Genomic DNA, 26,844 nt, shown 5'->3' with positions numbered 1-26,844 from the left:
ACCTCTTAATCAATGAGTGGCGATGCTGACGCGATCGATAAACAGCGTGGCAGCGAGTAAATCAGCCGCGCCGCCGGGAGACGCATTCAGCGCCAGCATCGCGCTATCCAGTTGTTGTAAAGCCTGACGACCCGCTATGTGCGCAGTGCCACCCGCCTGTAACACCGCGTGCGCACCACGTTGTAAGGTCAGCAAACCGTCCATGCCTGAACGGTTGAGCACGCAGGTGTCACTGAGCGAGGTGAGAATCGCCATCAACGCATCAAGCCGCGCCTCGGTTTCGCTGGCTCCAGATTCACGACTGCGCCATAACTGCGGCAGCGCCCGTTGTGTGATGTGCGGAAAGCCCTGCTGTGCCTCTTCACGTGCGCCTGGCACCTGAAAGCGATGCACCGCACGCAGCCCTTTACTAAAGGTTTTCGGGGCATGACGATCCGGTAAGCAAGCCAGTTCAGCGGCGCGAATACAAAGTTGTTCACTGTTCGCATCACCGCTCTGCATCGCCGCCGCACTGACCAGCAGACCCAATGCCCAGATGGCGCCACGATGGGTATTCACCCCATGGGTGGCGGCCATCATCTGGCGCTCTCCTTCGCGGCCCAGACGGCCAACGGTTTCGCGCAAAGCGATATCCGCTGGACGCTGCCAGCACTGTTGCGCCAGTGCATAAAAGGTCGGCGTCAGGCTGCGTGCAGAACGTTCCATTAGCGCCAGCGAGAGATCCTGATGCGCGCCGCTACCGCGACGATCCACCAGCCCCGGTTTCGGCGTCAGGTTCACTTCTTCGATCAGGCAATCGGTGGCGTGCTGTGCCAGTTGATGCAGGCGGCTTTCAACCGATTGCGGCGCGAGTCGTTTCATTACCAGCTCCGGAATTTTGCCGGTGGGTTGTAAAGGCCATCAGACCATTCGACCAGGTCGGCCACGCTACCGGCCGCCAGCAGCGAACGCGTGGCATCCGCGCGGCGAATGCCGAGATCTTCCGGGAACACCACTTTGCCGCTGCGACGCAGTTCAGCGACGCGTTTGGCATCCACTCCCAGACCGATGTCGGTAATCCCGGCCACCGCTGCCACCATCGCCCGACGCTCTTCAAGATCCTGCGCGCGATACAGATAGGCAATGCCCTCTTCCGTCAGGACGTGCGTCACGTCATCGCCGTAGATCATCACCGGTGCCAGCGGCATCCCGGCATTTTTCGCGACCTCAATCGCATCGAGTTTCTCGACGAAAGTCGGCTTCACGCCGGCCTGGAAGGTTTCCACCATCTGCACCACCAGCTTGCGGCCGCGTTCCATGGCATCTTCGCCATTTTTCATCGCCAGCCAGGCGGCGGTTGCATGACGACGACCGTGCGGATCGTGGCCCATATTCGGCGCGCCACCGAAGCCAGAAAGGCGACCGCGCGTGACCGTTGAGGAATTTGCCAGACCATCGATTTGCAGCGTTGAGCCAATAAACATATCGACGGCATACTGACCCGCCAGCTGGCACATCGCGCGGTTAGAGCGCATCGAGCCATCGGCTCCGGTGAAGAAGATATCCGGGCGCGCGCGGATGTACTCTTCCATACCCAGTTCACCGCCGAAGCAGTGCACACTTTCGACCCAGCCGCTTTCAATGGCGGGAATTAAGGTGGGGTGCGGGTTCAGCGTCCAGTGTTTACAAATTTTGCCTTTCAGACCGAGTTGCTCACCGTAGGTTGGTAGCAGCAATTCGATGGCGGCGGTATTGAAACCAATGCCGTGATTGAGCGATTGCACCTGATGTTCGGCGTAGATGCCTTTTATCGCCATCATCGCCATCAGTATGTGTTCCTGTTTGATTAGTCGCGGATCGCGGGTAAAAAGCGGTTCGATAAAGAAGGGTTTGTCGGCAACCACCACGTAATCGATCCATGAGCCTGGGATATCGACGCGCGGCAGATCACACTCGTCATCCACCAGTTCGTTAACCTGCGCGATCACAATCCCGTCATGGAAAGCAGCTGCTTCAACCAATGCTGGCGTGTCTTCGGTACTTGGCCCGGTGTAGAGATTGCCTTTACGGTCAGCTTTGTATCCGGCGATCAGCGCGACATTCGGTGCGAGGTCTACGTAGAGGCGGGAGTAGAGTTCGATGTAGGTATGAATCGCGCCGATTTCCAGCTGATCGTCTTCCAGTAGCTGCGAAATACGCAGGCTCTGCGTGCCGGAGAAAGAGAAGTCGAGCTTGCGGGCGATGCCTTTTTCGAAGATGTCGAGGTGTTCACTGCGGCCCACGCTCGGCATGATCATATGAAGATTGTGCACGACTTGCGGGTTGACCTCGGCCAGCATGCGTGAGAGGAAATCGGCTTGTTTCTGGTTATTGCCTTCCAATACGACGCGATCACCTGGCGAGATTAATTTTTCCAGCATCTCGACCATATGTTCAGTGGGTAACACTTTACCCTGCACCAGCACTGACGCCTGCCGCCGCTGTTTTTCGATGCGGCGCGTATTCCACACTCGCGCCGTTTGTTGTCCTGATGACATGACTAACCTCCTGAATGAGCGAATATCTTGATGACGTCAATGCAGGAAAGTGTGGTCTTAAGCCGTTCAGCCATCAATCAACCTGAGGATGTGATCGTTAGCCTGAGAGTAATGATTGAGAGGACAGAAATTTGCGGTCGATCAACGATTAGGGGAAATTTATATGAGTGGTGGAAACCCGACTTCGAAAATTGGGGGAAGTAATGCGTATGCGACTCACATGATTTTCTAAGCCCACTCACAAAAAATAAAGAAAAATACATTTTCACATCACAAGTATAATGTATTGATTTATCGGTGATTGTCACTATTTTTATTGAAGGTTATGATTCCCTATCACCTTATCTAACTTCGAGCGAATCAATGAATCGATACAACGTTTCAAATAGTGAGGGAAAATATGAAAATGAGTCTGGCGAGCAGGTATTGCTAAATAAACTGGGGATTGCCAATGCTGAAGAGATGGATGGCGCCGAGCTCGTATTACTAGAGCAGCTTTATCGATCAATTTTCGAAGAAGCATTTCCTATGAAGCAAATTGATGTTGCGATGATTAAATCCTGGCATCGTCGTTGGTTAGGCAACATATACGAATGGGCTGGGCAAGAGAGGACAGTCAACATCAGCAAAGGCGGCTTTATGTTTGCACCTTCCGCTCAGTTACCAAAACTGCTGAACGAATTCGACTCGAAGTATCTTACACAACTGACTCCATGCTCAAAGATGAGTGAACAACAAATCATTGAGGCCATCGCGATAACGCATGTTGAGATAATACTGATCCATCCATTTAGAGAGGGGAACGGACGATTAGCGCGACTTTTAGCCGATGTGATGGCGGTACAGGCCGGATTTAAAACACTTAATTATCAAAGCTGGGAATGCAATAAAGCCCAGTACATTTCAGCCATACATTCAGGTATGTCAATGGATTACGAGCCAATGAAACATTGGGTGCGTAAAGCATTGAAAAGCAACTAAGCCAGGCGAAGATGTGCAAATTTTTTTCGGGCTGCCTCGAGCGAGGCTTCAATTTTAGCGGATGGCTGACCTGTTTCCACCGCCGTAGACGTAGCGACAGAACGGGCAATATCCGCACGAGAGGGCTTCGCATAGGTGACCTGCTCATTTCGGTTATTACTCATCAAACCCTCTCTATTTTGCTATTACCCACAGGATACAATTCAACATTCTATCAAGCTTTCAAAATAACATCACATTTTTCGATATTGTTTCAAGCGGCTTAGCAGAGCAAAAATCGGCAGATTTCTTGTATTGGATATGTCGCGCCGCGGTAACGGCGCGAGTGTTTCATTTACAACGGCTTATGCGCCGTCTCTTTTGCCTTCCACACGGCAAACAGCGTGATCAACAATGCCAGCGTGACATACAGCGACACCCACAGCGTACTGCCCATTTCTTTATAGAGCGTGGTGATGATCAACGGTGCAAATCCACCGCCAACAATACCGGCCAGCGTGTAAGCCAGTGACGATCCGGCATAACGAACGTGACTGGGAAACTGCTCGGTAACGAATGCGGCCTGCGGACCATACATGATCGCATGGATCAGCAGCCCTCCTATTACCGCCAGCACAATCAGCACCGGCTGCGTGCTGTCTAACAACACGAAGAACACGAAAGACCAGACGATGGCCAACACAGCACCCGTGATGTATACCGGGCGGCGTCCCCATTTATCTGATAGCGCGCCGAACATCGGGACGGTAATAGCATTCCCTATTGCACCCAACATCGTGGCCATCAATGCCAGCGGACGTGGCAGCTGCAATACGGTGGTGACATACGTCAGGGTAAACACCACCACCAGCGCGTAGAGCACATCGGAACCGATACGCGATCCACCCGCAATCAGCAGCTGTTTCGGATAGTTGACGAACACTTCTTTCAGTGGCGTATGCGTCGTTTTTTCCGCAGCCTGCATCGCGACGAAGGTCGGTGTCTCTTCCACGCCACGACGCAGCCACAATCCAAATAGCACCAGCAACAGACTCAGCAGGAATGGAATGCGCCAGCCCCATGCCTGAAACTGATCGCCGCTCATCATCACCGTCACCAGGGTGATAAAACCGGTGCCAATCAAGGTTCCGCAGGAAGGTCCCACCTGTGCAAAAGATGCATTACGCCCACGTTTATCCGCATCACCGTGCTCCATCGACAGTAAAACGGCACCCGCCCATTCGCCGCCCAGCGCAATACCCTGCACAAATCGCAGCGCCACTAACAACACCGGACTCCAGATGCCCCACACGGCATAACCAGGCAGCAAACCCATTAATGCGGTGGTGACGCCCATGATCACCAGCGTAATGATCAGCACCGCTTTGCGCCCAGCGACATCACCCAAATGACCAAATACAAAACCGCCCAGCGGACGAGAAATGTAGCCTACCGCATAGGTTGAAAATGCCAGAATGGTGCCGACCAGTGGATCAAAACTCGGGAAGAACACATGGTTAAACACCAGCGCGGCCATGATGTTGTAAACGGTAAAGTCATACCACTCCAGCGCAGTGCCGATAGAACTGGCGGCGGCCAGACGGCCGGTTTTTGAAGCGGTACGCTTATCACGCAGCGCCTGCTGTAATGAAGAGTCTGTATTAGCCATGTGCCATCTCCTGTTTCGTTAACTGCCAGCTAAAGGCATAGCGTTGAACATCGCCCATCATCAGTTCCGCTGCCTGTGAGGCCAGCTGGTCACAACTTGATGCGTTACTGCAGTGAATCAGCAGCATGGGCAGCATTTGACGCTGTTCTTTGCTCTCCATCGGCAACGGAGAACTGAGCACAACATCCGGGGTGAGTAAACTGGAAGCAACATAGCCCGGCGTAGGGCTAATTTGCTGCTGCCACGCAGTCAACACGCTGGCATCCAGCGCTTTCAGCGTTACCACCGCCAGCTGGCTGCCGGTCCCTTTGCCATGCTTATGGGTGATCGCGCTGACCCGACGCATTGGATTAACCATCTTTTGCAGATTTTTCACTGACCATTCGGTCTGGCGAGTGAAGGCCGCGTGATAATCCGCGCTGGTAAAGGCTTCCAGCGCCTCGGTTTCGTACAGACCAAGATATTTGCGCTCGGCATGGATAGCCTGATAGCGCGTTCCGCTTAAGAAGCCACTGATCGCGACGCGCTCTTCTACATGTTCATGGTCATACCATTGGTTGAAGTCCGCTTCGTCTTCAGCGCCAATGTTGGTGGCGACAAACAGCATGCCGTGGGATTGAGTCATCATCAGGATCTCCAGTTGAGGGCAGTTTCCACGGCGAGCGACCAGCTGATTAAGCGGGCGTCATCACCATGAACAGAAGCAAGGCTTAGGCCAACCGGCGCACAACCGGCTTGATGGCAGGGTAAAGAGAGCGCACAGCCGTCCAGCATGTTGATCACGCTGGTGTTGCGGAGCATCAAAGCATTGACCTCCATGTACTGCTGCGCATCGTCCTGAGAAGCGATGGTCGGCGCGATACGTGGAACGGTGGGCATCAGTAAGGCGTCAAAGTCTGCCAGCGCGCTATTGATGCGGTGCTGCCACGCTTTCCGCTGTTGATGAAGTTCACTGGCATCTTGCTCCGTCAGCAAACTGCCACGTTGCACACGCACTAACACTTGAGGATCGTAAGCTTCGGGTTGCGCCAGTGCGAATTGTTGATGCCACTGCCATGCCTCGTAGGCAGTAATGCCGCCACGCGCATTCATACTGTTCAACTCATCCAGCTCTTCAAGTGGCAGTGCAATGAGGGTGGCCCCCGCCTGTTCCAGCACCGCGATAGCGTGTTTCCAGGCCAGCGCAACGTCTTGGTCGAGTCCATCCAGTACACGGGTCTGCGGGATGGCGAAACGCGCATTGCACAACTCAAGCTGCTGGAGTGCCAGCGGCTGTTCTGCGATAACGCTGTCCAGCAGCCAGCAGCTGCGTACGTCATGGGCAATCACGCCGATACTGTCGAGTGAAGCAGAGAGCGGTAACGTACCCACCTGATTAATGCGATTCGCGGTGGGTTTGAAGCCGGTCAAGCCGCACAGCGCAGCAGGAATGCGCACCGATCCACCCGTATCAGTGCCGATAGCGCCCAGGCACATGCCGTCTGCCACGGCGACAGCCGCACCAGAAGAAGAACCGCCCGGAATGCGTTTGTCTTCGCGACGCCACGGATTAGCCGGTGTGCCGTAATGCGGATTGATACCCAGCCCGGAAAAGGCAAATTCTGTCATGTTGGTTTTACCGACAATCGCCGCCCCGGCGTGATGTAAGCGATCGATCACGCGGGCATTCGCTGCCGCTGGTTCTGCATTCAGGAGCAAATGTGAACCCGCTGTGGTTGGCTCGCCTTGCACATCAAACAGATCTTTGATGCTGACAGGCAGCCCATCAATAGCACTAAAGGCTTGCTGGGTTTGCCAGCGCGCACTCGCTGCTGTTGACTGTTGAGCAGCCTGGGTGGCATAGCGGGTGGTGAAAACAAGATCCCCCTCTTTTGACGGATCCTGCGCTGCGCGCAATGCCAATTCAGTAAAAGCTTCAGGAGACGCATTACCTGCCTGAAGCTGCTGACTTGCTTGCCAGAGTGTGGTCATTAGCATGCTCCTTAAGCGACCACTGGCAGCGCGCCAGTGCAGTAAGCGTGTTCCAGCGTGCGGTTCAATCGTGGATCGTGCAGTGCCATGCGGAATTCACTGGAGGGACGAATACCGCCAATCGCACTCAGGGTGCCGCAGGACATCGCCACCCCTTCTTTAGCCGGGCTGCCGTTCAGATAGCGGGACAGCAGATCTTGTGGTGTCAGTAATGAGGCCAGCGTGCCCTGCTGATAAACCACCCATTCGCCTTGCTCTTTTATCCACGAGGTCAGCTCCAGCGCATCCCAGTGCTCAACCACCTCGCTCATGCGCCAGGCTTTGCTGGCAACCGGTTTAATACAGGCCTGTTTGGAGAGGGCAACGCTGAAGGTTTCCAGATAACGATCGGTGTGATCTGAGGTGAGGGAGACCCACCACTCACCCCGATGGAAAAATACAAAGGGTTCGGCTTCCCCGGAAGTTTCATTGCCGACCACTTCCAGCAGTGGCTGCTGGCTCAGTTGATTGGTCGCGACGCGATAAAACAACGGTACTGCACCGGGAGCGGGCACGCCCAGCGCCTCAAGCTCCCTGATATGGTGCAACACCGCATCACTATCGCGTCCGGCCCAACCCGCAATAATGAAATGGGAAACCTCGACATCGAGCGTGCTAGCGGCTTCATCGCCGGTTGTGAACTGAAGGTGCATGTGATGATCTCCATTAGAAAAATCACTGTGAAATTTCACTGTGTTTTCAAACTAGCGATTTTCATGCCAGATTTTTGTGTAATATGTCTCATTGGCAAAAAAAGGAACGTCGTGATGAGTGAGTCAGTTACTGAAAATGTGAACCCAGCCAGCCGGGAAAAGAGCCTCTCTTTGAATGAACAGGCTTATCTGGCGTTCAGGCACAAGCTCATCACGCTTCGCTACAAACCGGGGGAGTATTTAAATACCGCTCAGGTGATGGACGATTTGGCAATGGGCCGAACGCCGATCAATCAAGCGATTCATCGGCTGGCCACCGAGGGGCTGTTGCAGATCATCCCGCGCAAAGGCGTAATGGTGGCGCCTTTGTCGATAGATGATGCACTGGAGTTAATTGAGGTGCGATTGGTCAATGAAACCCTGTGTGTCGAACTAGCCAGTCAGAAAGTCATTGATTCACACATTCAACAGCTGCGCGAACTGAACCAGCAAATCGCCAGAGCGAGCGAATCACGTAGCCGCGAAGAAATGATGTTGCTGGATCGCGAATTTCATCAGGTGCTGGCGGATATCGCCGGAAACAGTCGGCTGTCAGATATTCTGAGTGTGATTCATGCGCAGGCACAGCGCTTTTGGGCGACAACGTTGTCCAATGTTGTCCATATGGATGAAGTCATTGCGGAGCATAATGAGATTATTGACGCGCTGGAATCCGGTGACACGCAACGAGCGGCCGATGCCGCCCGAGCTCATATTTTCTCGTTTAAGCGTGCCCTGCTCTCGACCTGATTTCTCCGGAAATTTTCCTCGTAACCAGGCGTTAAGCGCTTATGTTGGCAAGGCACCCAGCAACCGACTCGCGGTCACTGGGGGATTCAATCTTGCTGTCGAATCTAGCGGCGACTTGAAATTTTTCTGCTGTAAAAGCGCTTTTTCTTTTTACCATTAACGATGGCATAAATTGAAAATGCCAGGACTAAACATAATATAAAAACCAAAACCAGTTGTGACATGACCTGCCTTATTATTGTTTACAGACAATACCTTTCGCAATATAGATCAGTGCTCGTTCAGAGAATGAACTCCTGATATGCAAACGCCTTTTGCAGTATGAAAAGTTGTTTTTTATCGTTGAATAACTTCTGTTCATCAGTGATGCAATATCCGCAATCTCGACACCCAGTGATTTCATGTAGATGATTTGCATACTTTGCAACGATAGCCTGACGGCTCTACTTTCATGCAATATCACCGCACTCATGATGTAACACAGTAGCGCATTGGCTGATGATCTCAGCGAAACAAAGTGAATACGGGAATAGATCTCGTAATTGTCTTTATCCTGCGTCAGCACAAAAATAAATGCGCGCTCGCCATATCTTTTTCGTAATACGAAAACATCATTCATTCTTGCCTCCAGAGACATCGAGCAGGCATTGACGATAATGATGGTACTGTCGGTGGGTTGCTGTGGAAATCTCTCACGCATCATGGCTGAAATACCGGCTACGGTATATTGGCAATCTGAATACAGCACGAGCGAAGTCGTTCCCAGATTAAGTACCCTGGCGTTAGTCAGTGGCATACGAATACTCACGCAATGTTGCAATGAATTAGGTTTTTTCTGATTTACATTGGACTTAAGCCTCAAAAAAATCATACACCTTTCATATCCTGCCGCGCAGGGTTATTTCATTTCGCTTGCGTGTTCTTAGCGTAATACTTACGCACCAGCAATGAGATATGCCGATTAGGGTTAATTTATTCAAATAATTGGGGTTTGATAGAGAAAGAATCTTCGATAAATTTGAATGTAATGAATTTGGCACGCCGTTCTTAATGAACTTTACGTGCCACTCTTAAATGGTGTCTGCAAGGCCAGAGTTGCGCTGCTAACGGCAGCGCAACCCTTTACTTCACGCTCATCAGCCGATCATCCGCCCCGGCTTCACGCGGAGCCGACGGATTGATATCGCAATTACGCGGCAGCAATGCCGTAATAATGCCGGCCACCACCAGCGATCCCGCCAGCCAGCACACCGCCACACTTTGCCCATACAGCATCGTCATCATGCCGACCAGATACGGCCCGCAGAACCCGCCCAGATTACCCAGCCCGTTGATCACGCCACGCGCACCACCCGCCACTTCTGGCGAGGCGATACGGCCGGGAATCGACCAGAACGGGCTGGTTGCCGCTTTCAGGAAGAAACCGCACACCACCAGCGCAATGTAAGATGCGACGATATTGCTGTGCAGCACCACCGAAGCCAGCAGCGCGGCGGCAAAGCAGAACAGGGAAACCATCACCCACAAACGGCGTTTTCCCGTGCGGTCGCTGAGCCACGAAATCGCATAAATACCCAGGATAGTGGCCACAAACGGGATTGCCGCTAATAAGCCGACCCCCGCCATATTTGTGCCGGTAAGATTTTTCAGGATACTCGGCAGCCACAGCGTGTAGCCGTAATCGCCGGTCTGATAGAAGAAGTTCAGTGCCACCAGCTTCATCAAGCCAGAATGACGGAAAACTGCTTTCAATGGCGCTTTGTTCACTGGCGCAGCGCTGCGATGGGCGGCGCGTTCGCGGGTCAGTTCCCGTAACAGATACGCTTTCTCACGGGCAGGGAGCCAGCGCGCTTCTTCCGGGCGATCGGCGATCACCAGCCACCACACCAGCAACACCGCTGCAGAGAGCATGCCTTCAATAATAAACAGCCAGCGCCAGTCGAGCACATTGATGATGTATCCGGAAATCGGCGCAGTAAACATGCCACCCAGCGGCGCGAACATCATCACGAAGGCATTGGCGCGTCCGAGTTCTTTTTCCGGGAACCAGTTACTGACCATGGTAAGGACCACCGGCAGCATGCCGCCTTCGGAGATACCCAGCACAAAGCGCAGCGCCAGCAGTTGGTAGTGGTTAGTGACAAAACCGGTGGCGATGGAGACCACCATCCACGCGATCAGTGACCAGGCGATGAAGCGTTTACCGCTGCCATTCACCGCGATTCGTCCGCCCGGTACCTGTAAGAACAGATAACCAATAAAGAAGATGCCGCTGACCATACCGGCCATCTGACTGGTGATCGCCAGATCCTGATCCATGCCGCCTGGCAGCGCAAAGCTGATATTTACGCGGTCCATAAACGAGATGATGCAGGTAATTAAAATCGGGGCAATAACGCGATACCAACGTGTTCCGGGGATTTTCTCGTGCATAACGCCCTCTCTTTTTGCGCAACCATGCGTAAGCTTTATGGCTCCTTATTAAAGAGAGTTTGGTAATAATTATTGCGATCTTAATCACTGGGATGAATGTTAAGAAACTGTGTTACTTACGGCGTGATCGCAGGGGCACAATTCACCGGTTTTAGAGCCATCAAGTTCAGCCATACGATTTTTGGCGGGATGATTGATTCGGATTGGTGGCTGAAACAGCAGGTGTAACCTGATGCCGTAACATGACATGCAACAAGGTCGCTATTAATGGTGAAATGCTGGTTAGATTGAACATGGATAAACAGCCAGAGCAAAAGCAATCACCTCCCCTGTCCAGTTTAACGGCAGGGGAAATCATCCCCGCACCGCATCCCTCACTTGATATTTCAATCATCAAACTATCAGCAGGCTCTTTACTGCATCGTATTCATCTTGCTCGTTATCAAGCCGAGCAATTCAATCCAGGGAGAGGGAATGCCCGCTGGCGATTCAGCGAGTTTGCTGAATGATGCTGATACCTATGGTGCCGTTCCAGACCTGACCGTGAGAATTGGGGTGCTGATAGTCTCTGCAAAATGACTTAAAGTATTTTTATTGACACCATTCATCGTTAATCATGATCGACGCTTATGAGAAGTACGAATAGCGGTGGTAAATCAGCAACGGCGTTTTCACATCCGCCGATGAGCGCTCACTCAACGGCTGTTCAAATATCGCCAGACACTGCTCAATCTCCCGCCGCATATCATGTCCCAGCACCATATCCATCGTGCCTGTCTCCAGCAGTAAGCGACTCGATTCACTCAACTCATGCCCGGTGAAAATAACCTGATCCTGCACACCAAACGCTTCCAGCGCTCTGGCGACGCCTTCATTCCCTCCCGCCGTGTTGTAAATTCCGGCCAGCGGTTTCCCCTCTTCCAGCCACTTTTTCACGCTGTGCCAGGCCGTTTCCGCTTCGTCGTTGATATTGACGCGGTCACGGATCGTCAGCCACGGAAATGATTCGCGTAGCACGCGGCGAAAGCCGATTTCGCGCTCCTCCTGGGTGCGATAAGTCGAACTGCAAATCAATAAAATATTGCCTGGTTGCTGCGGCGGCAGCATGCGGCCCATAAACCAACCGGCGGTCGCTCCAGAGGCGATTTGGTCGATACCGACATAAGCGGTACGGCGGGAATTCGGTAGATCGCTGGTCAGGCAAATCACCTGCACGCCATCGTCAATGGCGGCTTTCACCCGCGATTAATTTTCACATCGTCACGGCATACCAGAATAATGCCGCTGGCTTCTCTGGCGCGGCGGGTGATCAATTGGCTGAAACGGTCGGCGTTAAACTGGACACTCGGCAAGGTATCCATACTGATGTGCAATTGCGGGCGATCCGCCATCACCACGCGCGCCTGGCGCTCAAGCTGACCGCCAAAACTGCTACCCGATTCGCAGATGATCGCCACGCGCTGAACACCGGCACTGCGGCTCTCTCCCTCCGACTGCAGACCTAGCCGCGCCATGGCAGAGTCCACTTTCTTGCGCGTCACGTCGCGCACGCCTTCACGTCCATTAAGAACTCGATCCACCGTGGCCGGACTGACACCCGCTTCCTGCGCGATATCCTTGATGGAAGGTGATTTCCAGTTGTGCAGTGCCATGACGGTTCCTGATGTTATCCACCTCGTGATGGCAACAATACCTTGATAAGTCTAAAGAAATCAAATCGATATAACATACTGTATTTACTTAATTAGTTTGATTTTGAGGTGATAAACCTCAAATTTATATGTGATTGGCCTCATCCTTTCACCCTTCGTTTTGGACTTTGTTTTGACTTAACCGCACGCTAAGTCGATTAATAGCGCCATCACCTGTCGCCCTTAATAGGAAAGAAAAATGCTAAAAGTTGCTCTCTTAGGTGCTGGCCGTATTGGACAAATTCATGCCGGGAATATCGCCGCCCACCCGCAGTGCAGTCTGGCGTATGTGATGGATGTTTACGCCCCTGCCGCCAATGCGCTGGCCGAGAAATACGGCGCTCAAGTGGCGGACCTCGACACCATACTGGCGGACAGTTCGATTGATCTGGTGGCGATTTGCAGCGCCACTAACACCCACGCAGATTTGATTGAAGCCGCCGCCCGCGCCCAAAAAGCCATCTTCTGTGAAAAACCGGTAGACCTGAGCCTGGAACGCGTGCAGAGCTGTTTAGCCACAGTGCGCAAAGCGGGCGTGCCGCTGATGGTGGGATTCAACCGTCGCTTTGACCCAAGCATGGCGCACCTGCAGGCGTGTCTGCGTGATGGCGAGATTGGTGAAACCGAGCTGGTGACCATTAGCTCGCGTGACCCAGGCGCACCGCCTGCCGAGTACGTTAAAGTCTCTGGCGGCCTGTTCCGTGATATGACGATTCATGATTTCGACATGGCACGCTGGTTGTTAAATGAAGAGCCGGTATCGGTGTTTGCCAGCGCAGCTGCACTGGTGGATCCTGAGATTAAAGCGCTGGGCGATGTGGATACCGCAGTGGTAACCCTGACCTGCGCCAGCGGCAAGATGGCGGTGATCACTAATAGCCGTCGTGCCAGCTATGGTTACGATCAGCGTATTGAAGTACACGGTAGCGAAGGGATGTTACAGGTGACGAATCAGCTGGAGTCACAATTAGTGAAATCCGTTGCCAATGGCGTGGTGGCGCAGAAGCCGCAGCACTTCTTCCTGCAGCGTTATGCCGAAGCTTATCGCAATGAACTCGCGACCTTGATCGAAGCGCTGGTCAAAGGTGAAGGTCATTATCCCAGCGGGAATGATGGATTGCAGGCGTTACTGCTGGCGGATGCCGCGCTGGAGTCATTGAAAACCGGCAAGCCGGTAGCGCCGCAGTCGTTGCTGTAAAGCGGTGCCGATAGCGGGCGAGCCCGGGTTCGTCCCTTCAACGGCTGCCAATAGGGATGGATAACGCATTATGCGTCAGGGCGTCCTTTAAGACGCCCTGACTTTAATTAACGCTGTGGATGATTCACTTCGAGCGGACGCAGATCAAACAGTAATACCTCGGCATCATAACCTTTGCTGAACTGCAGGGCCGTTTCGTTACGCACGCGCGCACCGTCACCTTGTTTGAATTTTACACCGTTCACTTCGATGCTGCCGCGGGCCACGTGAATATAGGCATAGCGATCGGCACCCAACGCGAAAGTCTGCTGCTCTTCACCGTCAAAGAATCCTGCATAAATGCGAATATCCTGACGTACGCTCAAGCTGCCCTCTTCCCCTTCTGGCGAGATAATCAAACGCAACTGGCCGCGTTTCTCACGCTCTGGCACGGAAATCTGCTGATAACCCGGCTGAGTGTTGCGCTCGCCTGGAACAATCCAGATCTGCAGGAAGTGCACGTTATCGCTTTTCGAGTGGTTGAACTCGCTGTGCGTGACGCCGCTGCCCGCGCTCATTAACTGCACATCACCCGGGACGATCACCGAACCAGTGCCCATCGAATCTTTGTGCTCCAGCGCCCCTTCCAGCACATAGGAGATGATCTCCATATTATTGTGCGGATGCGCACCAAAGCCACGTCCCGGTGCAACACGATCATCGTTGATGACCAGCAAATCGGAGAAGCCCGTTTGTTTTGGATCCCAATAGTTGGCGAAAGAAAAAGTGTGATGCGAATTCAGCCAACCGTGGTCACCCACGCCGCGTTGTTCTGACAGACGTTGTTCAATCATGATTTGCTCCTCAAATATGCTGTGGTAAGGCGTTTGCCCTTCCGAATGAGGATCAGTATACGTAAACTGATTTGCTCAACAATGCGCTAACCTGACAATGACTGTCACCAATAAGTGGACAATATGCAGATAGAAGATCTTCGGATTTATGTCGCTGTAATCCAGGCCGGCAACTTTACCGCCGCCGCCGAGCAACTGATGCTGTCGAAGCAGTACGTTAGCCGTCGTATTGCTGCACTGGAAGAATCCCTCGGCGCACGCCTTTTGAATCGCAACACACGCAAGCTATCGGTCACCGACAACGGTCAGGTGTTTGCCCAGCACGCGCAACGCATTCTTGACGATGTGCAGGAAGCCGAACTGGCGGTGTCCGGGCGGCGCCAGGTGTTGCAAGGCAGCTTCCGACTCAGCGTGCCGATGTCGTTTGGTATCAGCCATTTGTCGCCCTATATCGCCGAATTCCTTAGCCAGCATCCCGGATTGCAGTTTCAGGTAGAGTTGGCGGACCGCTACGTCGATATGGTCGGTGAAGGCTTCGATATGGCGATCCGTATTGGCACCCTGCCCGACTCCAGCCTGATCGCCAAACGCCTCGGCGTATTTCGCCGCGTGATCTGCGGCAGCCCGTCATACATTCAGGGCGCGGGCGCACCACGTGAACCGGAGGATCTGCTCAATCACGCCTGTTTACGCTATGGACGTGAAAGCCAGACCGGTTGGGAGCTGTATAACGGCGACAAACGCAAGGTGATGGCAGTGCAGGGCCCGATGGTGAGCAACAATGGCGAGATGTTGCGTGATGCGGCGGTGGCCGGATTAGGCTTGATTCTGCTGCCGGAATTTATTGTGGCACCGGCCTTAGCCAGCGGTGAGCTGATGACGGTGCTGGATGAGTGGCAGCCTTCCTCACTCAACCTGAACGCGCTCTATCCACAGCATCGACAGCGCAGCGAAGTGAACAGAGTTTTTATGGCGTTTTTGCAGGAAAAGTTGGCAGGATGACGCAGCTTAAACCCCAACCTGCTGAAAAGCACAATGACGTGATGTTAAAAATGGCACCCTGCTTATGGCCTAAGCACCTCTGCGGCTGCCGGGCTATCCTCAGCGCAGAGGCTTTTACGATGGGTCAGGAGCCCGTCGCAGGGATGCGACAGTCAGTTCGGGTTGGCCAGGACGGCCTTACCCGAACGATCCGTCGGCACGACGTGGAAGCCGATGGCACCGCGTCAGCGGCGCGAGGACGGTCCGGTAGCCGCAGAGGGGCTACGGGACCACGTTCAAGCCTACATAGAAGGGCCGTTAAACCCCGCCCTCATGCGCAAACGTAATCGACTTTCTCCGTGCATCGCGCACGGCGACACCGTGGATCAGCAAACCCAACACCGCCAGAATCGCACCGACCCAACCCGTAGACTGCCAGCCAAGGCCCGCTGAGATGGTCACGCCACCCAGCCATGCGCCGAGCGCATTCGCAAGGTTAAATGCGGAATGATTCAACGCCGCCGCCATGGTTTGCGCATCGCCTGCGACATCCATCAAACGGATCTGCAGTACGCTCGCCAGTGCCACCATGGTGCCGACCAGCATCACATTCAGTGAACCGGCAAACGCATAGTGCGCGGTGAACACAAAGGCGCTCAGCACCAACACCGACCAGATCAGCACCATACGAATGGTTTTCTCCAGCCCGCGATCAGCCAGACGCCCCCCCACTACGTTACCGATGATCATGCCGAGGCCAAACAGCGCCAGCACCGCCGGGATCCAACTCACCGGCATCTGCGCCAGCTCGGTCAGCGTGGGTTTAACGTAGCTGAACACGGAGAACAGGCCACCGCTGCCGATCGCGCCAATCGCCAGCGTCAGCAATACCTGCTTACGCGTCAGCGCCGACAGCTCTCGCAGCGGACTGGCCGTTTTATCACCGGCCACGTTCGGCACCCACAGGCCCACCAGCACCATGGTCAATAGCGCTAACACGCCAACAATCGCGAACGCTTCACGCCAGCCAAAAACCTGCCCAATGGCTGTCACAGCGGGCACGCCGAGCAAATTCGCGATGGTCAATCCAAACAGCACCATCGACACCGCCTGGGCACGCTTTTTGCGCTCCACCAGTCCGGCCGCCACCAGCGCCGCCACGCCAAAGAAAGTGCCATGTGGGAAGCCAGCGAGGAAACGAGCCAGCAGCATTGAGTAGTAGCCCGGCGCCACTGAACTAAACAAGTTACCCGCAGCAAACAGGCCCATCAGCGTCATCAGGAAATTACGACGAGAGGCACGCGCGCCGAGCACAGCCAGCAGCGGTGCGCCGATCACGACACCCAGCGCGTAGATACTGATCAGGTGGCCCGCGGTGGGAATGGAAACATTGAGACCGGTGGCAGCATCGGGCAGTAGGCCCATAATGACGAATTCGCCGGTACCAATGGCAAAGCCACCGGTGCCGAGCGCAAACAGCGCTTTCAGCACACTGGCGCGCGGCAGCGATGCCTGCTCCGGCAGCTGATTAAGTTGAGGTTGTGCAGATGACATGGTTTTCCAGTAACGCAGGTGAAGAATCCAATCACAATCGTGGCGGCATTGAAGGCCACCATCGTTGAGACTGAAAGGATTTAGCTGCTTATGATAACTGATTTGGATGAAAATTCGATGGCAGAGAATTATGTGGCCGCTAATTGATCGTCAATCAGCCGCTTTGCGCCCATCACGGCGCAAAGCAAGGGCATCTTTACTGACATCGCTGCAGAGTAACGATGTTCCTTAAGCGATCTGTCGCGCCAGCAGCGCCGCTCCGATCATCCCACCATTATGTGCAAATGCCCCTGGCACCACCAACGGATGCAGAGTGCTGCGCAGCACATAACGCTGCACTTCCTCATTTAACGCTTCCATCAGCGGCTTAACTGAAGCCAATCCTCCGCCCACCGCCACCCGCGAAGCGCCGGTGATATTGATGGTGTAGGCCAGCGGCTGACTCACGAGTTGTAGCCACACCTGAAGGGTGCGTTTTGCCTTGTTTTCCTGCTGTTGCCAGCCGGTGGTAATGTCGATGCTGCTCGCATTGACGTTATGCAACGTGCGATGGAGATTCTCCAGACCGCGTGCGCCGCCGTAGCTATCGAGACAGCCTTTTTGACCGCAGGGACAAGGCTGGCGCGGCAAGCGTATTGTCTCGCCTTCAATGTCCACTTCGGTCAGCGTAATCGGACCATGGCCCCATTCACCCGTCAGGCCATTTTGCCCGGTGATGATTCGCCCATCCGCCACCAAACCGCCGCCCACACCGGAACCGAGGATGGCACCAAACACCACTTTATGCCCTTTGCCGACGCCAGCGTGCGCTTCCGCGAAGGTGAAACAGTCGGCATCGTTATGCACGATCACGTTGCGTTGCAGTAACTCGCCCAGTGACTGGCTGAGATTGCGTTGGTGAAAAGCCGGAATATTGCTGGCAAACATCTCTCCGGTATCGGGTGCAACGATGCCTGCGGTTGAAATTGCCAGCGGTGAATCCGTGCTGAAATGCTGCTGATGTTGCTCAATCAGGCGGCCGATCAGCGCGGTAAACGCTGCCCAGCTGTCGGCGGGAATTTTTTGCTGATCGAGAAGCGTCAACTGCTGCTGCACATCCATCACGCCCAGTTTGACAAAGGAACCGCCCAGATCGAGGCAAATCACTGTCGGGGTTGTACTCATAAACGTTTATCCATCACATCGCGCAGGCCGTCGCCCAGCACATTAAAGCCGAGCACGGTAATCAAAATCGCCAGACCGGGAAACAGCGACACGTAAATATTCAGCCCAAGGAAATTGCGACCATCACTCATCATGGTGCCCCACTCCGGCATCGGCGGTTGCACGCCTAAACCCAGAAAGGACAGACTCGCCGCCGACAGCACCACTGCGCCCGCTGTCAGCGTCGATTGCACAATCAGCGGACCAATGGCGTTGCGCAGAATGTAATGGGTAATGATGCGGGGGTAGCGCACACCGAGCATATGTGCCGCTTCGATGTACTCCATGTTCTTCAGGCCCAGCGTTAAATTGCGGCTGAGACGCGCATATACCGGAATCGAGAACAGCGAAATCGCGATTAACATATTCGCCAGGCCTTCACCCAGTACGCTGACAATCAGGATGGCTAACACAATGCCCGGAAAGGCAAAGATGATGTCCATCACCCACATAATCAGCGCATCGATTTTACGCCCGGCCAGACCGGAAACGATACCGAGCGGAATGCCAATCACCATGGATAGCGCGACGCTCAGGGCGACTTCAAATAACGTGATACGCGCACCGTAGATCACCCGGGAAAAAATATCTCGTCCATAGTCGTCTGTGCCAAACCAGTGCGCAGCAGACGGGGCCTGTAACGTATTCAGCAGATCCTGCTCGATCGGATCCCAATGGGTTAGCAGCGGTGCCAGCGCTGCCGCCAGTACCACCAACAGCACTAACCCGCCGCCCATCGTGATCGACGGATTGTTCAGCAGGAAACGCAGAAGCTGGCGACCGCGCGACTGCGCAGGCACTAAAGCGGTATCAAGGCTGTGCATCAGTCGAACCTTATTTTTGGATTGAGCAGGCCAATCAGTATTTCACCCAACAGATTCATCAGTACCACGCCCGTGACGGCGACCAGCGTAACCCCCTGAATGACCGGGTAATCGCGGTATTTCACCGAGTCCACCAGCAGGCGACCAATTCCGGGCCAGTTAAACACCGATTCCGTCACGACTGCGCCACCAATCAAGCTGCCAAAGTTGAGCGCAACGATGGTGACAATCGGGATCAAGGCGTTGCGCAGCGCATGTTTCCAGTGGATATTCGCCGACGACAATCCTTTGGCTTTGGCCGTGCGGATGTAGTCCTGACTCAGCACATCCAGCATGCTGGATCGCGTCATACGGGCGATCATCGCCATCGGTAAAATCGCCAGCGTGACGGTAGGCATCACGTAGTTTTTCCATGAGTCCGCGCCCAACAGTGGCAGCCAGCCGAGTTCCACCGCAAAGTAGTTCATCGCCAGCAGCGCCAGCCAGAAGTTGGCTATCGACGCGCCCGCAATGGTCAGCACCATCACGATTTGATCGGGAATCCGCTGGCGATAAATCGCCCCAGTCATACCCGCAGGTACGCCGATGGCAATCGCCAGCAGATACGCCAGCGCCGCCAGCGATAAGGTGTAAGGCAAGCGCTCACTGATTTCGGTGATCACCGGACGTTGCGACTGCAAAGAGTCACCCAAATTGCCGTGCAACGCTTCAGTGGCAAACTTGACGTATTGCAGCGGCAGCGGCTGATCCAACCCCAGCCGGATGCGCATGTTATCCACCGCTTCCTGCGGTGCTTCCGGTCCCGCCATCAGGCGCGCCGGATCGCCCGGCAGCGCGCGGATGGCGATGAATACGATGATCGACACACCGAAAATAATCAGCGGCAGCGAGAGCACCTTTTTCGCAACGTACGCTTTCATCAATCAGTTCTTCACTGCATCACGAACCACAATCTGTCCGCCTGGCTGCATGGTGACGCCACTGATGTTTTTGCGCGAGGCATAGAGGTCATCCTGATAGAACAACAGCACCTGCGGAGCCAGCCCGCTGATCTGTTTCTGTGCCTGGAAGTAGAGATCTTTGCGTTTCGCATCGTCGAGCGTGGAGGCGGCGGTATCGATCAGGTCATCAGTTTGCTTATCGCTGAAGAAGCCGAGGTTCGCGCCGCCCGGTGCAAAGCTGGCGCTATGATACAGCGGGCGCAGTTGCAAATCGGAACCGTATAAACCAGAGGACCACGACGCCAGCACCGCATCGGTGCCCTGCTGGGCTTTCTCTTTGGCATCCGCGAAGGCGGCTTTGGTCCAGACGCCGCTTTCCATCTGGCGCACATTCAACTTCACGCCGATTTTAGCCCATAGCCCCTGCAACACCTGCGCGGTGCGCGCATCCGGTGCCTGAACAGCAATTGACATGCTAAAGCCATCCGGGTAGCCCGCCGCTTTCAGCAAGTCTTTGGCTTTCTGCACATCGTAAGGGTAATCCTTCAGATTCTTATCGTAGTTGGCATCGACCGGTGCCAGTGAAGAGTTAGCCGGCTGCGCATAGCCAAACATGATGGCTTTCACCAGCGCCTGCTGGTCGGTAGCAAAGTTCAGCGCCTGACGCACACGTACGTCGCTCAACGCTTTGCTTTGCGTATTGAGATCCACCCAGAACACGGCCGCCCCCGGCGACTGTTTGAGGTTCACGTTGGCATTGTTTTTCAGCATACCGGCGAATTGCGGTGGTACCGGATTAATAATATCGACCTGTCCGGATTGCAGCGCCATATTCATCACGGAAGGCTCGCTGCTCCACGTCCATTTAATTTCATCAGGGCCGTTTGATTTACCCCAATAATCACTGTTCTTTTTCTCCAGCACATATTCGCCAGATTTATATTGCTCCAGCTTATATGGCCCGGTGCCGTCCGCCTTATTATTGATGCTGCCCGCTTTATCTGCGGTAGGGCTGACCATTAATCCGGGTCCCGATGCCAGCACGGTTAAAAAGGCCGGATTGATTTTTTTCAGCTCAAACTCAACCGTTAAATCATCGGTTTTCTTCACATCCTGAATAAAGGTGCGGACTTTACCGCTGCCCGCCAGGCCGCGTTTGGTATCCAAATGGCGCTGGAAGTTTTCCACTACCGCATCGGCATTAAACGGCGTGCCGTCGTGGAATTTCACATTGGGGCGAAGCTTGAATGTCCAGTGTAACCCGCTGCTATCCGCACTCCAGGAGAGCGCCAGCGCGGGGATAATCTTGCCGTCATCACCCAGACGCGTCAGGCCTTCATACATGGGATCGAGCACCGTGCCGGTAAAGGTAGCGGTCTGGTTGCCCGGATCCATGCTGCGTGGCGGTTCGTTTTGCATAATCACCAGCTGGCTGGCCATTGCCGCCGAGCTTGCCAGTGACGCCATGATACAACCGGCCAGCGTCAGTACCTTTAAATGCTTGAATGTGCTTTGCATGAAGGCCCTCAATGAATCATTGAAATGTTCGGTGAAATAACAACGCTATATAAGGCACACTCTCTGAACAAAAGCCAATACGTAAGTTCATATATTTTACTTATAGTTAGATCTGCGTTCAGAAAATTAACTAAATATCGTTGAATTTGTTTTCCAGCCTCATTATTGTCAGGTCATATCGCTAATGCAGTGAGAACCAACATGCTCAATGCCCACCAGCAGCAAATCTTGCGTCTGCTTATTGCCTCGCACGGCATGAGCCGTACTGCTATTGCGGAAAATATGAAGTTGAGCAAAGCCGCGATTAGCCCACTGGTCAAAGAGATGCTGAATGCCGGATTGCTGGAAGAGAGCCTGGCAGAATCCAGCGGCCAGGGTCGCCCATCGGTATTATTAAAAATGCGTGCTGACAGCGCCTATTTTCTCGGCGCTTCGCTGCTCGGCGAGCACGTCGTTTTAGTGCTGATTGATATGCATGGATTGGTACTGGCGAGCACGCACATGCCGCTCAATCCTGATCCCCAACAGCTGAGTGCGACGCTGGCGGCAGCGATTCCCGATTTGATTGCGCAAAAAGGCATTTCAGCCGATCAATTGATTGGCCTGGGCGTAACGCTCTCCGGATTTGTCGATGAAAATCAGGCAATTTGCGTGCAATCAGCGCTGCTGGGCTGGAAGAATGTCCCGCTGGCCGACATGCTCAAACAGCAAACCGGCCTTGATGTCTCGCTGGAGAACGATGCCAAAGCGCTGGTCGTCAGCGAGAAGATCTTCGGCGTGGCGAAAAAAGCGCGCAACTTCACGCTGATTTCACACGGCGACGGCATCGGTTCCGCACACTTCTTCCAGGGCCAACTGCATCGCGGCGCACACGGCGGGGCCGGTGAAATCGCCCACTGCACTATCGAACCCGGCGGACGACCTTGCCGATGCGGCAAACGCGGCTGTCTGGATACTCTCGCCTCGCTGACCGCGATTCGCGAGAGCATGCGCGATAAAGCGCTGGAGAGCCAAACCATCGCCGAACTGGAAGCGCTGGCGGTGAAAGGCAACAGTGCCGCCATCGCCATTCTGCATCAGGCTGGTCACGCGCTGGGCCTCTCGATCGCCAACATTATTCAGATGAACGATCCCGAATTGATCGTCATCGCTCATCAACCCGATGCTTTTGACGGCTTACTGAAAACCGTGGTGATGCAATCCATTGATAGCCACGTGTTGCCATCGATCATGGGCAAAACCCCGATTTCCAGCATCGTGATCAGCGAACAGAGCTGGGCGCGCGCCGCGGCAAGCGTGGCGGCATATCGATTCATCATTCAATTACCTGACTAGCGGAGGCTGTATGCGCATTGCTTTTGGTGGCATTCATACGGAGTGCAGTACATATAACCCGGTGCTGAACTATGCCGACGACTTCCGCATCGTGCGCGGTAATGATCTGCTGACCAACCCCTACTTTGCTTTCCTGCAGGATTACGATGCAGAGTTTTTACCGACCTTCCACGCGCGCGCCATCGCCGGTGGTCCGGTGGCACGCGTGACTTATGATGACTTCAAGCAGGATTTTCTCACCCGTCTGCAAGCCCAGCTGCCAGTGGATGGCGTGTATCTCGCGATGCACGGCGCAGTGTATGTCGAAGGCATGGAGGATGCCGAGGGTGACTGGATCACTGCCACGCGCGATCTGATTGGCCCGGACTGCCAGATTACCGTGAGTTACGATCTGCACGGCAACGTCACGCAGCGCATCATTGATGCCATCGACATGTTTTCAACTTACCGAACGGCACCACACATTGATGTGGAAGAGACCATGCGGCGCTCGGTATCGATGCTGGTGAAAAGCCTGCAAACCGGCGTGAAACCGGGTGTGGTGTGGGCACCGATTCCGGTGGTATTACCGGGCGAGCGGACCAGCACCGAAGATGAACCGGCAAAAAGTTTATATGCGCGTCTGCCGGGCATTAATGACATCGACCACATCTGGGACGCGTCACTGATGGTCGGCTATGTCTGGGCCGATGAACCGCGTGCAACGGCGGCGGCGATCATGACCGGTACCGACGCCGATGTGCTCTCCGAACAGGCAGCTAAACTGGCACTGGCCTACTGGCAGGCGCGTGATGAGTTTGTCTTTGGCTGCGTGACAGGCAGCACCGAAGCGTGCGTGCAAATGGCGATAGCCAGTGAAACCGCGCCGGTGATCCTCGCCGACTCGGGCGATAACCCCACCGGCGGCGGCGTGGGCGATCGCGCCAATCTGCTGGCAGAGTTGATTCGCCAGGGCGCACAGGATGTGATCGTCGCCGGGATAACGGATAAACCAGCCACCGATGCCGCCTTCGTCGCAGGTGTTGGGGCGAAACTCACACTCACGATCGGTGCCACGCTCGATCCCGCGGGTGGCAAAGTCACCGCAGAATTTGAAGTGCTGCTGGTGAGTGATGATGCGCGTTCGTTAGCGAAACAGGCGCTGCTTAAAACTGGCGGAATCACCGTGGTGGTCGCCGATCGTCGTCGCCCTTATCACAACATCGCTGATTTTGAATTGCTCGGGCTTCATCCTGCACAGGCAAAAATTGTGGTGGTGAAGTCGGGTTATCTGTCACCGGAGCTGGCACCGCTTGCCAACCCTAACCTGATGGCGCTATCCGAAGGCGTGGTCGATCAGTATGTCGAACGTCTGGCGCGCAAACGCAAACTGCAGCCCGCCTATCCTTTCGACACGGACTTTGAATTTCTGCCGGTCAGCACCCGTTCGGCTCGCTTTGTGGCGGCCAAATGAGTCGCGAGCCGGTTCTGCAGGTGGAAAACCTCACCGTTGCGTTTCGTCATGACGATCAGTGGCGTGAGGTGGTGAAGAACGTTTCGATGACCATCAATGCCGGTGAAACGCTGGCGATTGTGGGTGAATCGGGCTCGGGCAAAAGCGTGACCTCAATGGCGATCATGCGTTTGCTGAATATGCGCCATGCACGTGTGACAGGCAAAGTGCTCCTCAACGGTGTGAACCTGTTGAATCTGAGCGAAAAAGCGATGCGCGATATTCGTGGCAACGCGGTTGCAATGATTTTTCAGGAGCCGATGACCAGTCTGAACCCTTCGTTTACCATTGGTCACCAAATCGCTGAAGTGCTCATCAATCACCGCCATATCAGCAAACGTGCGGCGCGCGAAGAGACAGTGAAGCTGCTGGAGAAAGTGCGTATTCCCAACGCGGCAAAACGTTTTGATGATTATCCGCATCATTTTTCGGGTGGCATGCGCCAGCGTGTGATGATCGCCATGGCGCTGGCGTTGCGGCCAAAACTGCTCATTGCCGATGAGCCGACGACGGCGTTGGATGTCACCATTCAGGGGCAAATCCTCGACCTGATTAAGACATTGCAGGAAGAAGAAGGCACCGCTGTATTGTTCATCACCCACGATATGGGCGTAGTGGCAGAGGTCTCGGATCGCACGTTAGTGATGTATCAGGGCGATGTGATGGAAACCGGCACCACGGCAGATATTTTCTCGGCACCTGCCGCGGATTATACCCGCACATTAATTGCTACCGTGCCGCAGCTCGGCGCGATGCGAGGGCTCGCCGGGCCACTGAAGTTCGCGCTGAAAGGCGATGAGGTGGCATTACCACCGGAGCGCCCTGGCGCCACACAGCCGCTGCTGTCAGTGAAAAACCTCAGCACCCGGTTCAGCATCCACGAAGGTTTGTTAAGCCGCAAAACCGGCGCGGTACATGCGGTGGAAAATATCTCATTCGATCTGATGCCCGGCGAAACCTTGTCGCTGGTCGGCGAATCCGGCTGTGGCAAATCCACGACCGGTCGATCACTCACCCGGCTGGTCAAAGCCGATGCGGGCGAGGTCGCCTTTGATGGTTATGACGTGCTGAATCTCTCCACCAGCGAACTGCGTCAATTACGTCGGGCGATGCAGATGATATTTCAGGACCCGTTCGCCAGCCTTAATCCGAGGATGTCGATTCTCGAAGCCTTGACTGAGCCTTATTTGCAACATCGGCTTGGCAGCAAACAGGCTGCACAGGAGAAGGCGGCGGTCTTGATGGAACGTGTGGGCCTGTCAGCCGCCATGATGAAACGCTATCCACATGAGTTTTCCGGCGGCCAGCGTCAGCGTATCTGCATCGCGCGTGCGCTGATGCTCGATCCCAAAATGATCATCGCTGATGAGTCCGTCTCTGCGTTGGATGTCACCGTGAAGGCTCAGATTATTAATCTGCTGTTGGATCTGCAAACCAGCCTCGGGCTATCGTATCTGTTTATTTCGCATGATATGGCGGTGGTAGAGCGCATTAGCCATCGCGTGGCGGTAATGCTGCTGGGGGAGATTGTTGAAATCGGTCCGCGCGCGGCTATCTTTGAGAATCCGCAACATGACTATACGCGCAAGCTATTGTCATCCGTCCCGGTTCCCGATCCGGCGCGACGCCACCTTAAGCGACATATGGAAGTCAGCGAACTCAAAAGCCCGGTGCGCGCACTGGGGTTTGTACCGGAAGCACGGCGCTATCGCGAGGTGAGCGCCGGGCATTGGGTGATGGAGAGTTAAAGATATCGTAATAAACGCGCCGGATTGCCGGCGTAAACGCCCTTCTGCGTGATGTCTTTCGTCACCACGCTGCCCGCGCCGATCACCACACCATCGCAGATGTTCACCGCCAAAATGCTCGCGCCACTGCCGATTGAAACGTTATTACCGAGCGTGATGCGCGCCCAGCTTTCTCGGTCGGCATTGGGTTCGCCATCACGGAACATATCGTTGGCGAACATCACGCCATGACCAATAAAACAGTTTTCACCTACGGTGACGTATTCACAGATAAAAGTGTGTGATTGCACCTTTGTGCCACGTCCAATTACCGTATGGGCCTGAATTTTGACAAACGGGCCGATGAAGACATCGTCTTGTAAGGTACAGCCATAAACATTCGCAGGCTGGTAAATTGTGACGTTACTGCCGATTTCAACGTTTTTGACTGCGACTTCGCGAAGGTTTGGCTGCATGCTGTCTCCATCATGATGTATTGGATCATTAAATTAGCGTT

The 26,844-nt window shown here is 54.4% G+C and carries 25 protein-coding genes; 8 read left to right on the top strand and 17 right to left on the bottom strand.

What is annotated here, in order from left to right; all coding sequences use genetic code 11:
* Nucleotides 1-9: 9 nt before the first annotated feature.
* Together IAE30_RS18605 and mdcA are read right to left on the bottom strand one after the other, a co-directional pair.
* On the bottom strand, nucleotides 10-861 hold the full coding sequence (locus IAE30_RS18605) for a triphosphoribosyl-dephospho-CoA synthase (protein WP_200680627.1): 852 nt from the start codon (nucleotides 859-861) through the stop codon (nucleotides 10-12).
* Entirely contained in the window at nucleotides 861-2,516 is a 1,656-nt protein-coding gene (mdcA, locus tag IAE30_RS18600) for a malonate decarboxylase subunit alpha (protein WP_200680625.1), read from the bottom strand. Before mdcA ends, IAE30_RS18605 begins: the two co-directional genes overlap by 1 nt.
* A 363-nt stretch (nucleotides 2,517-2,879) precedes the next feature.
* Here mdcA and IAE30_RS18595 point away from each other — a divergent pair, with 363 nt between their 5' ends.
* Nucleotides 2,880-3,497 (top strand): Fic family protein, encoded by a 618-nt coding sequence (locus IAE30_RS18595; protein WP_200537165.1) that lies wholly within the window; start codon nucleotides 2,880-2,882, stop codon nucleotides 3,495-3,497.
* A gap of 334 nt (nucleotides 3,498-3,831) precedes the next feature.
* Here IAE30_RS18595 and IAE30_RS18590 read toward each other — a convergent pair whose 3' ends face one another.
* The 4 genes from IAE30_RS18590 to IAE30_RS18575 are packed head-to-tail and all read right to left on the bottom strand — an operon-like array spanning nucleotide 3,832 to nucleotide 7,808.
* Nucleotides 3,832-5,145 carry an MFS transporter gene (locus IAE30_RS18590; RefSeq protein WP_200537052.1) on the bottom strand — a complete coding sequence of 438 codons (1,314 nt, stop codon included), beginning with the start codon at nucleotides 5,143-5,145 and terminating at the stop codon, nucleotides 3,832-3,834.
* On the bottom strand, nucleotides 5,138-5,773 hold the full coding sequence (locus IAE30_RS18585; RefSeq protein ID WP_200537051.1) for a DUF4286 family protein: 636 nt from the start codon (nucleotides 5,771-5,773) through the stop codon (nucleotides 5,138-5,140). The genes IAE30_RS18590 and IAE30_RS18585 overlap by 8 nt, the downstream gene beginning before the upstream one ends.
* Complete coding sequence (locus IAE30_RS18580; RefSeq protein WP_200680623.1) at nucleotides 5,773-7,116, bottom strand: amidase; 1,344 nt, start codon at nucleotides 7,114-7,116, stop codon at nucleotides 5,773-5,775. The genes IAE30_RS18585 and IAE30_RS18580 overlap by 1 nt, the downstream gene beginning before the upstream one ends.
* A gap of 11 nt (nucleotides 7,117-7,127) precedes the next feature.
* Nucleotides 7,128-7,808 (bottom strand): DUF2848 domain-containing protein, encoded by a 681-nt coding sequence (locus IAE30_RS18575; RefSeq protein ID WP_200537049.1) that lies wholly within the window; start codon nucleotides 7,806-7,808, stop codon nucleotides 7,128-7,130.
* Nucleotides 7,809-7,922: 114 nt separating this feature from the next.
* Between IAE30_RS18575 and IAE30_RS18570 the strand changes: the two genes are divergently transcribed.
* Nucleotides 7,923-8,597, top strand: a complete 675-nt coding sequence (locus IAE30_RS18570) for a GntR family transcriptional regulator (protein WP_058961675.1) — start codon at nucleotides 7,923-7,925, stop codon at nucleotides 8,595-8,597.
* 235 nt (nucleotides 8,598-8,832) lie between these two features.
* On the opposite strand, the gene IAE30_RS18565 is transcribed toward IAE30_RS18570, so the two are convergent.
* On the bottom strand, nucleotides 8,833-9,393 hold the full coding sequence (locus IAE30_RS18565) for a hypothetical protein (protein WP_156150589.1): 561 nt from the start codon (nucleotides 9,391-9,393) through the stop codon (nucleotides 8,833-8,835).
* 326 nt (nucleotides 9,394-9,719) lie between these two features.
* A complete protein-coding gene (locus IAE30_RS18560) occupies nucleotides 9,720-11,030 on the bottom strand; it encodes an MFS transporter (RefSeq protein ID WP_200537048.1) in 1,311 nt (436 codons plus the stop codon).
* Nucleotides 11,031-11,323: 293 nt separating this feature from the next.
* On the opposite strand from IAE30_RS18560, the gene IAE30_RS18555 reads away from it, so the two are divergent.
* On the top strand, nucleotides 11,324-11,539 hold the full coding sequence (locus IAE30_RS18555) for a hypothetical protein (RefSeq protein WP_156150588.1): 216 nt from the start codon (nucleotides 11,324-11,326) through the stop codon (nucleotides 11,537-11,539).
* Nucleotides 11,540-11,657: 118 nt separating this feature from the next.
* On the opposite strand, the gene IAE30_RS30355 is transcribed toward IAE30_RS18555, so the two are convergent.
* Together IAE30_RS30355 and IAE30_RS30350 are read right to left on the bottom strand one after the other, a co-directional pair.
* Nucleotides 11,658-12,269 carry a substrate-binding domain-containing protein gene (locus tag IAE30_RS30355; RefSeq protein ID WP_370585622.1) on the bottom strand — a complete coding sequence of 204 codons (612 nt, stop codon included), beginning with the start codon at nucleotides 12,267-12,269 and terminating at the stop codon, nucleotides 11,658-11,660.
* The gene (locus IAE30_RS30350; RefSeq protein WP_304622281.1) at nucleotides 12,266-12,682 is read right to left on the bottom strand and encodes a LacI family DNA-binding transcriptional regulator; all 417 of its coding nucleotides are present in this window, start codon (nucleotides 12,680-12,682) and stop codon (nucleotides 12,266-12,268) included. Before IAE30_RS30350 ends, IAE30_RS30355 begins: the two co-directional genes overlap by 4 nt.
* A gap of 238 nt (nucleotides 12,683-12,920) precedes the next feature.
* Here IAE30_RS30350 and iolG point away from each other — a divergent pair, with 238 nt between their 5' ends.
* Entirely contained in the window at nucleotides 12,921-13,919 is a 999-nt protein-coding gene (iolG, locus tag IAE30_RS18545) for an inositol 2-dehydrogenase (RefSeq protein WP_200537045.1), read from the top strand.
* Between the two features lie 107 nt (nucleotides 13,920-14,026).
* Here iolG and IAE30_RS18540 read toward each other — a convergent pair whose 3' ends face one another.
* A complete protein-coding gene (locus tag IAE30_RS18540; RefSeq protein WP_200537044.1) occupies nucleotides 14,027-14,752 on the bottom strand; it encodes a pirin family protein in 726 nt (241 codons plus the stop codon).
* A 123-nt stretch (nucleotides 14,753-14,875) separates the two neighbouring features.
* On the opposite strand from IAE30_RS18540, the gene IAE30_RS18535 reads away from it, so the two are divergent.
* A complete protein-coding gene (locus IAE30_RS18535; RefSeq protein WP_200537043.1) occupies nucleotides 14,876-15,754 on the top strand; it encodes a LysR family transcriptional regulator in 879 nt (292 codons plus the stop codon).
* Nucleotides 15,755-16,051: 297 nt separating this feature from the next.
* Here the strand turns inward: IAE30_RS18535 and IAE30_RS18530 are convergent, their stop codons facing one another.
* The 5 genes from IAE30_RS18530 to IAE30_RS18510 all read right to left on the bottom strand — a co-directional run bounded on the left by IAE30_RS18530 (nucleotide 16,052) and on the right by IAE30_RS18510 (nucleotide 21,773).
* Entirely contained in the window at nucleotides 16,052-17,287 is a 1,236-nt protein-coding gene (locus IAE30_RS18530) for an MFS transporter (protein ID WP_045816148.1), read from the bottom strand.
* A gap of 228 nt (nucleotides 17,288-17,515) precedes the next feature.
* The gene (locus IAE30_RS18525) at nucleotides 17,516-18,451 is read right to left on the bottom strand and encodes an ROK family protein (protein WP_200680621.1); all 936 of its coding nucleotides are present in this window, start codon (nucleotides 18,449-18,451) and stop codon (nucleotides 17,516-17,518) included.
* Nucleotides 18,448-19,314, bottom strand: coding sequence for an ABC transporter permease (locus IAE30_RS18520; RefSeq protein ID WP_200680619.1), 867 nt, complete (start codon nucleotides 19,312-19,314; stop codon nucleotides 18,448-18,450). Before IAE30_RS18520 ends, IAE30_RS18525 begins: the two co-directional genes overlap by 4 nt.
* Nucleotides 19,314-20,234 (bottom strand): ABC transporter permease, encoded by a 921-nt coding sequence (locus tag IAE30_RS18515; protein ID WP_045816151.1) that lies wholly within the window; start codon nucleotides 20,232-20,234, stop codon nucleotides 19,314-19,316. Before IAE30_RS18515 ends, IAE30_RS18520 begins: the two co-directional genes overlap by 1 nt.
* Nucleotides 20,235-20,237: 3 nt before the next feature.
* The gene (locus tag IAE30_RS18510; protein ID WP_097118782.1) at nucleotides 20,238-21,773 is read right to left on the bottom strand and encodes an ABC transporter substrate-binding protein; all 1,536 of its coding nucleotides are present in this window, start codon (nucleotides 21,771-21,773) and stop codon (nucleotides 20,238-20,240) included.
* A 201-nt stretch (nucleotides 21,774-21,974) separates the two neighbouring features.
* Between IAE30_RS18510 and IAE30_RS18505 the strand changes: the two genes are divergently transcribed.
* Genes IAE30_RS18505 through IAE30_RS18495 form a run of 3 tightly spaced genes read left to right on the top strand, consistent with a single transcriptional unit; the run spans nucleotide 21,975 to nucleotide 26,348 of the window.
* The gene (locus IAE30_RS18505) at nucleotides 21,975-23,108 is read left to right on the top strand and encodes an ROK family transcriptional regulator (RefSeq protein ID WP_200680617.1); all 1,134 of its coding nucleotides are present in this window, start codon (nucleotides 21,975-21,977) and stop codon (nucleotides 23,106-23,108) included.
* Nucleotides 23,109-23,118: 10 nt separating this feature from the next.
* Nucleotides 23,119-24,561, top strand: a complete 1,443-nt coding sequence (locus IAE30_RS18500) for a M81 family metallopeptidase (protein WP_200680615.1) — start codon at nucleotides 23,119-23,121, stop codon at nucleotides 24,559-24,561.
* Nucleotides 24,558-26,348, top strand: a complete 1,791-nt coding sequence (locus tag IAE30_RS18495; protein WP_200680612.1) for an ABC transporter ATP-binding protein — start codon at nucleotides 24,558-24,560, stop codon at nucleotides 26,346-26,348. The genes IAE30_RS18500 and IAE30_RS18495 overlap by 4 nt, the downstream gene beginning before the upstream one ends.
* On the opposite strand, the gene IAE30_RS18490 is transcribed toward IAE30_RS18495, so the two are convergent.
* On the bottom strand, nucleotides 26,345-26,803 hold the full coding sequence (locus tag IAE30_RS18490; protein WP_200680610.1) for an acyltransferase: 459 nt from the start codon (nucleotides 26,801-26,803) through the stop codon (nucleotides 26,345-26,347). The genes IAE30_RS18495 and IAE30_RS18490 overlap by 4 nt on opposite strands.
* Between the last annotated feature and the right edge of the window lie 41 nt (nucleotides 26,804-26,844).

It is taken from the genome of Pantoea sp. S61, assembly GCF_016625145.1.
Lineage (GTDB): Bacteria > Pseudomonadota > Gammaproteobacteria > Enterobacterales > Enterobacteriaceae > Pantoea > Pantoea rwandensis_B.
Note: the sequence above shows the minus strand (reverse complement) of the source record. Positions and strands in the feature narration are given on the sequence as shown.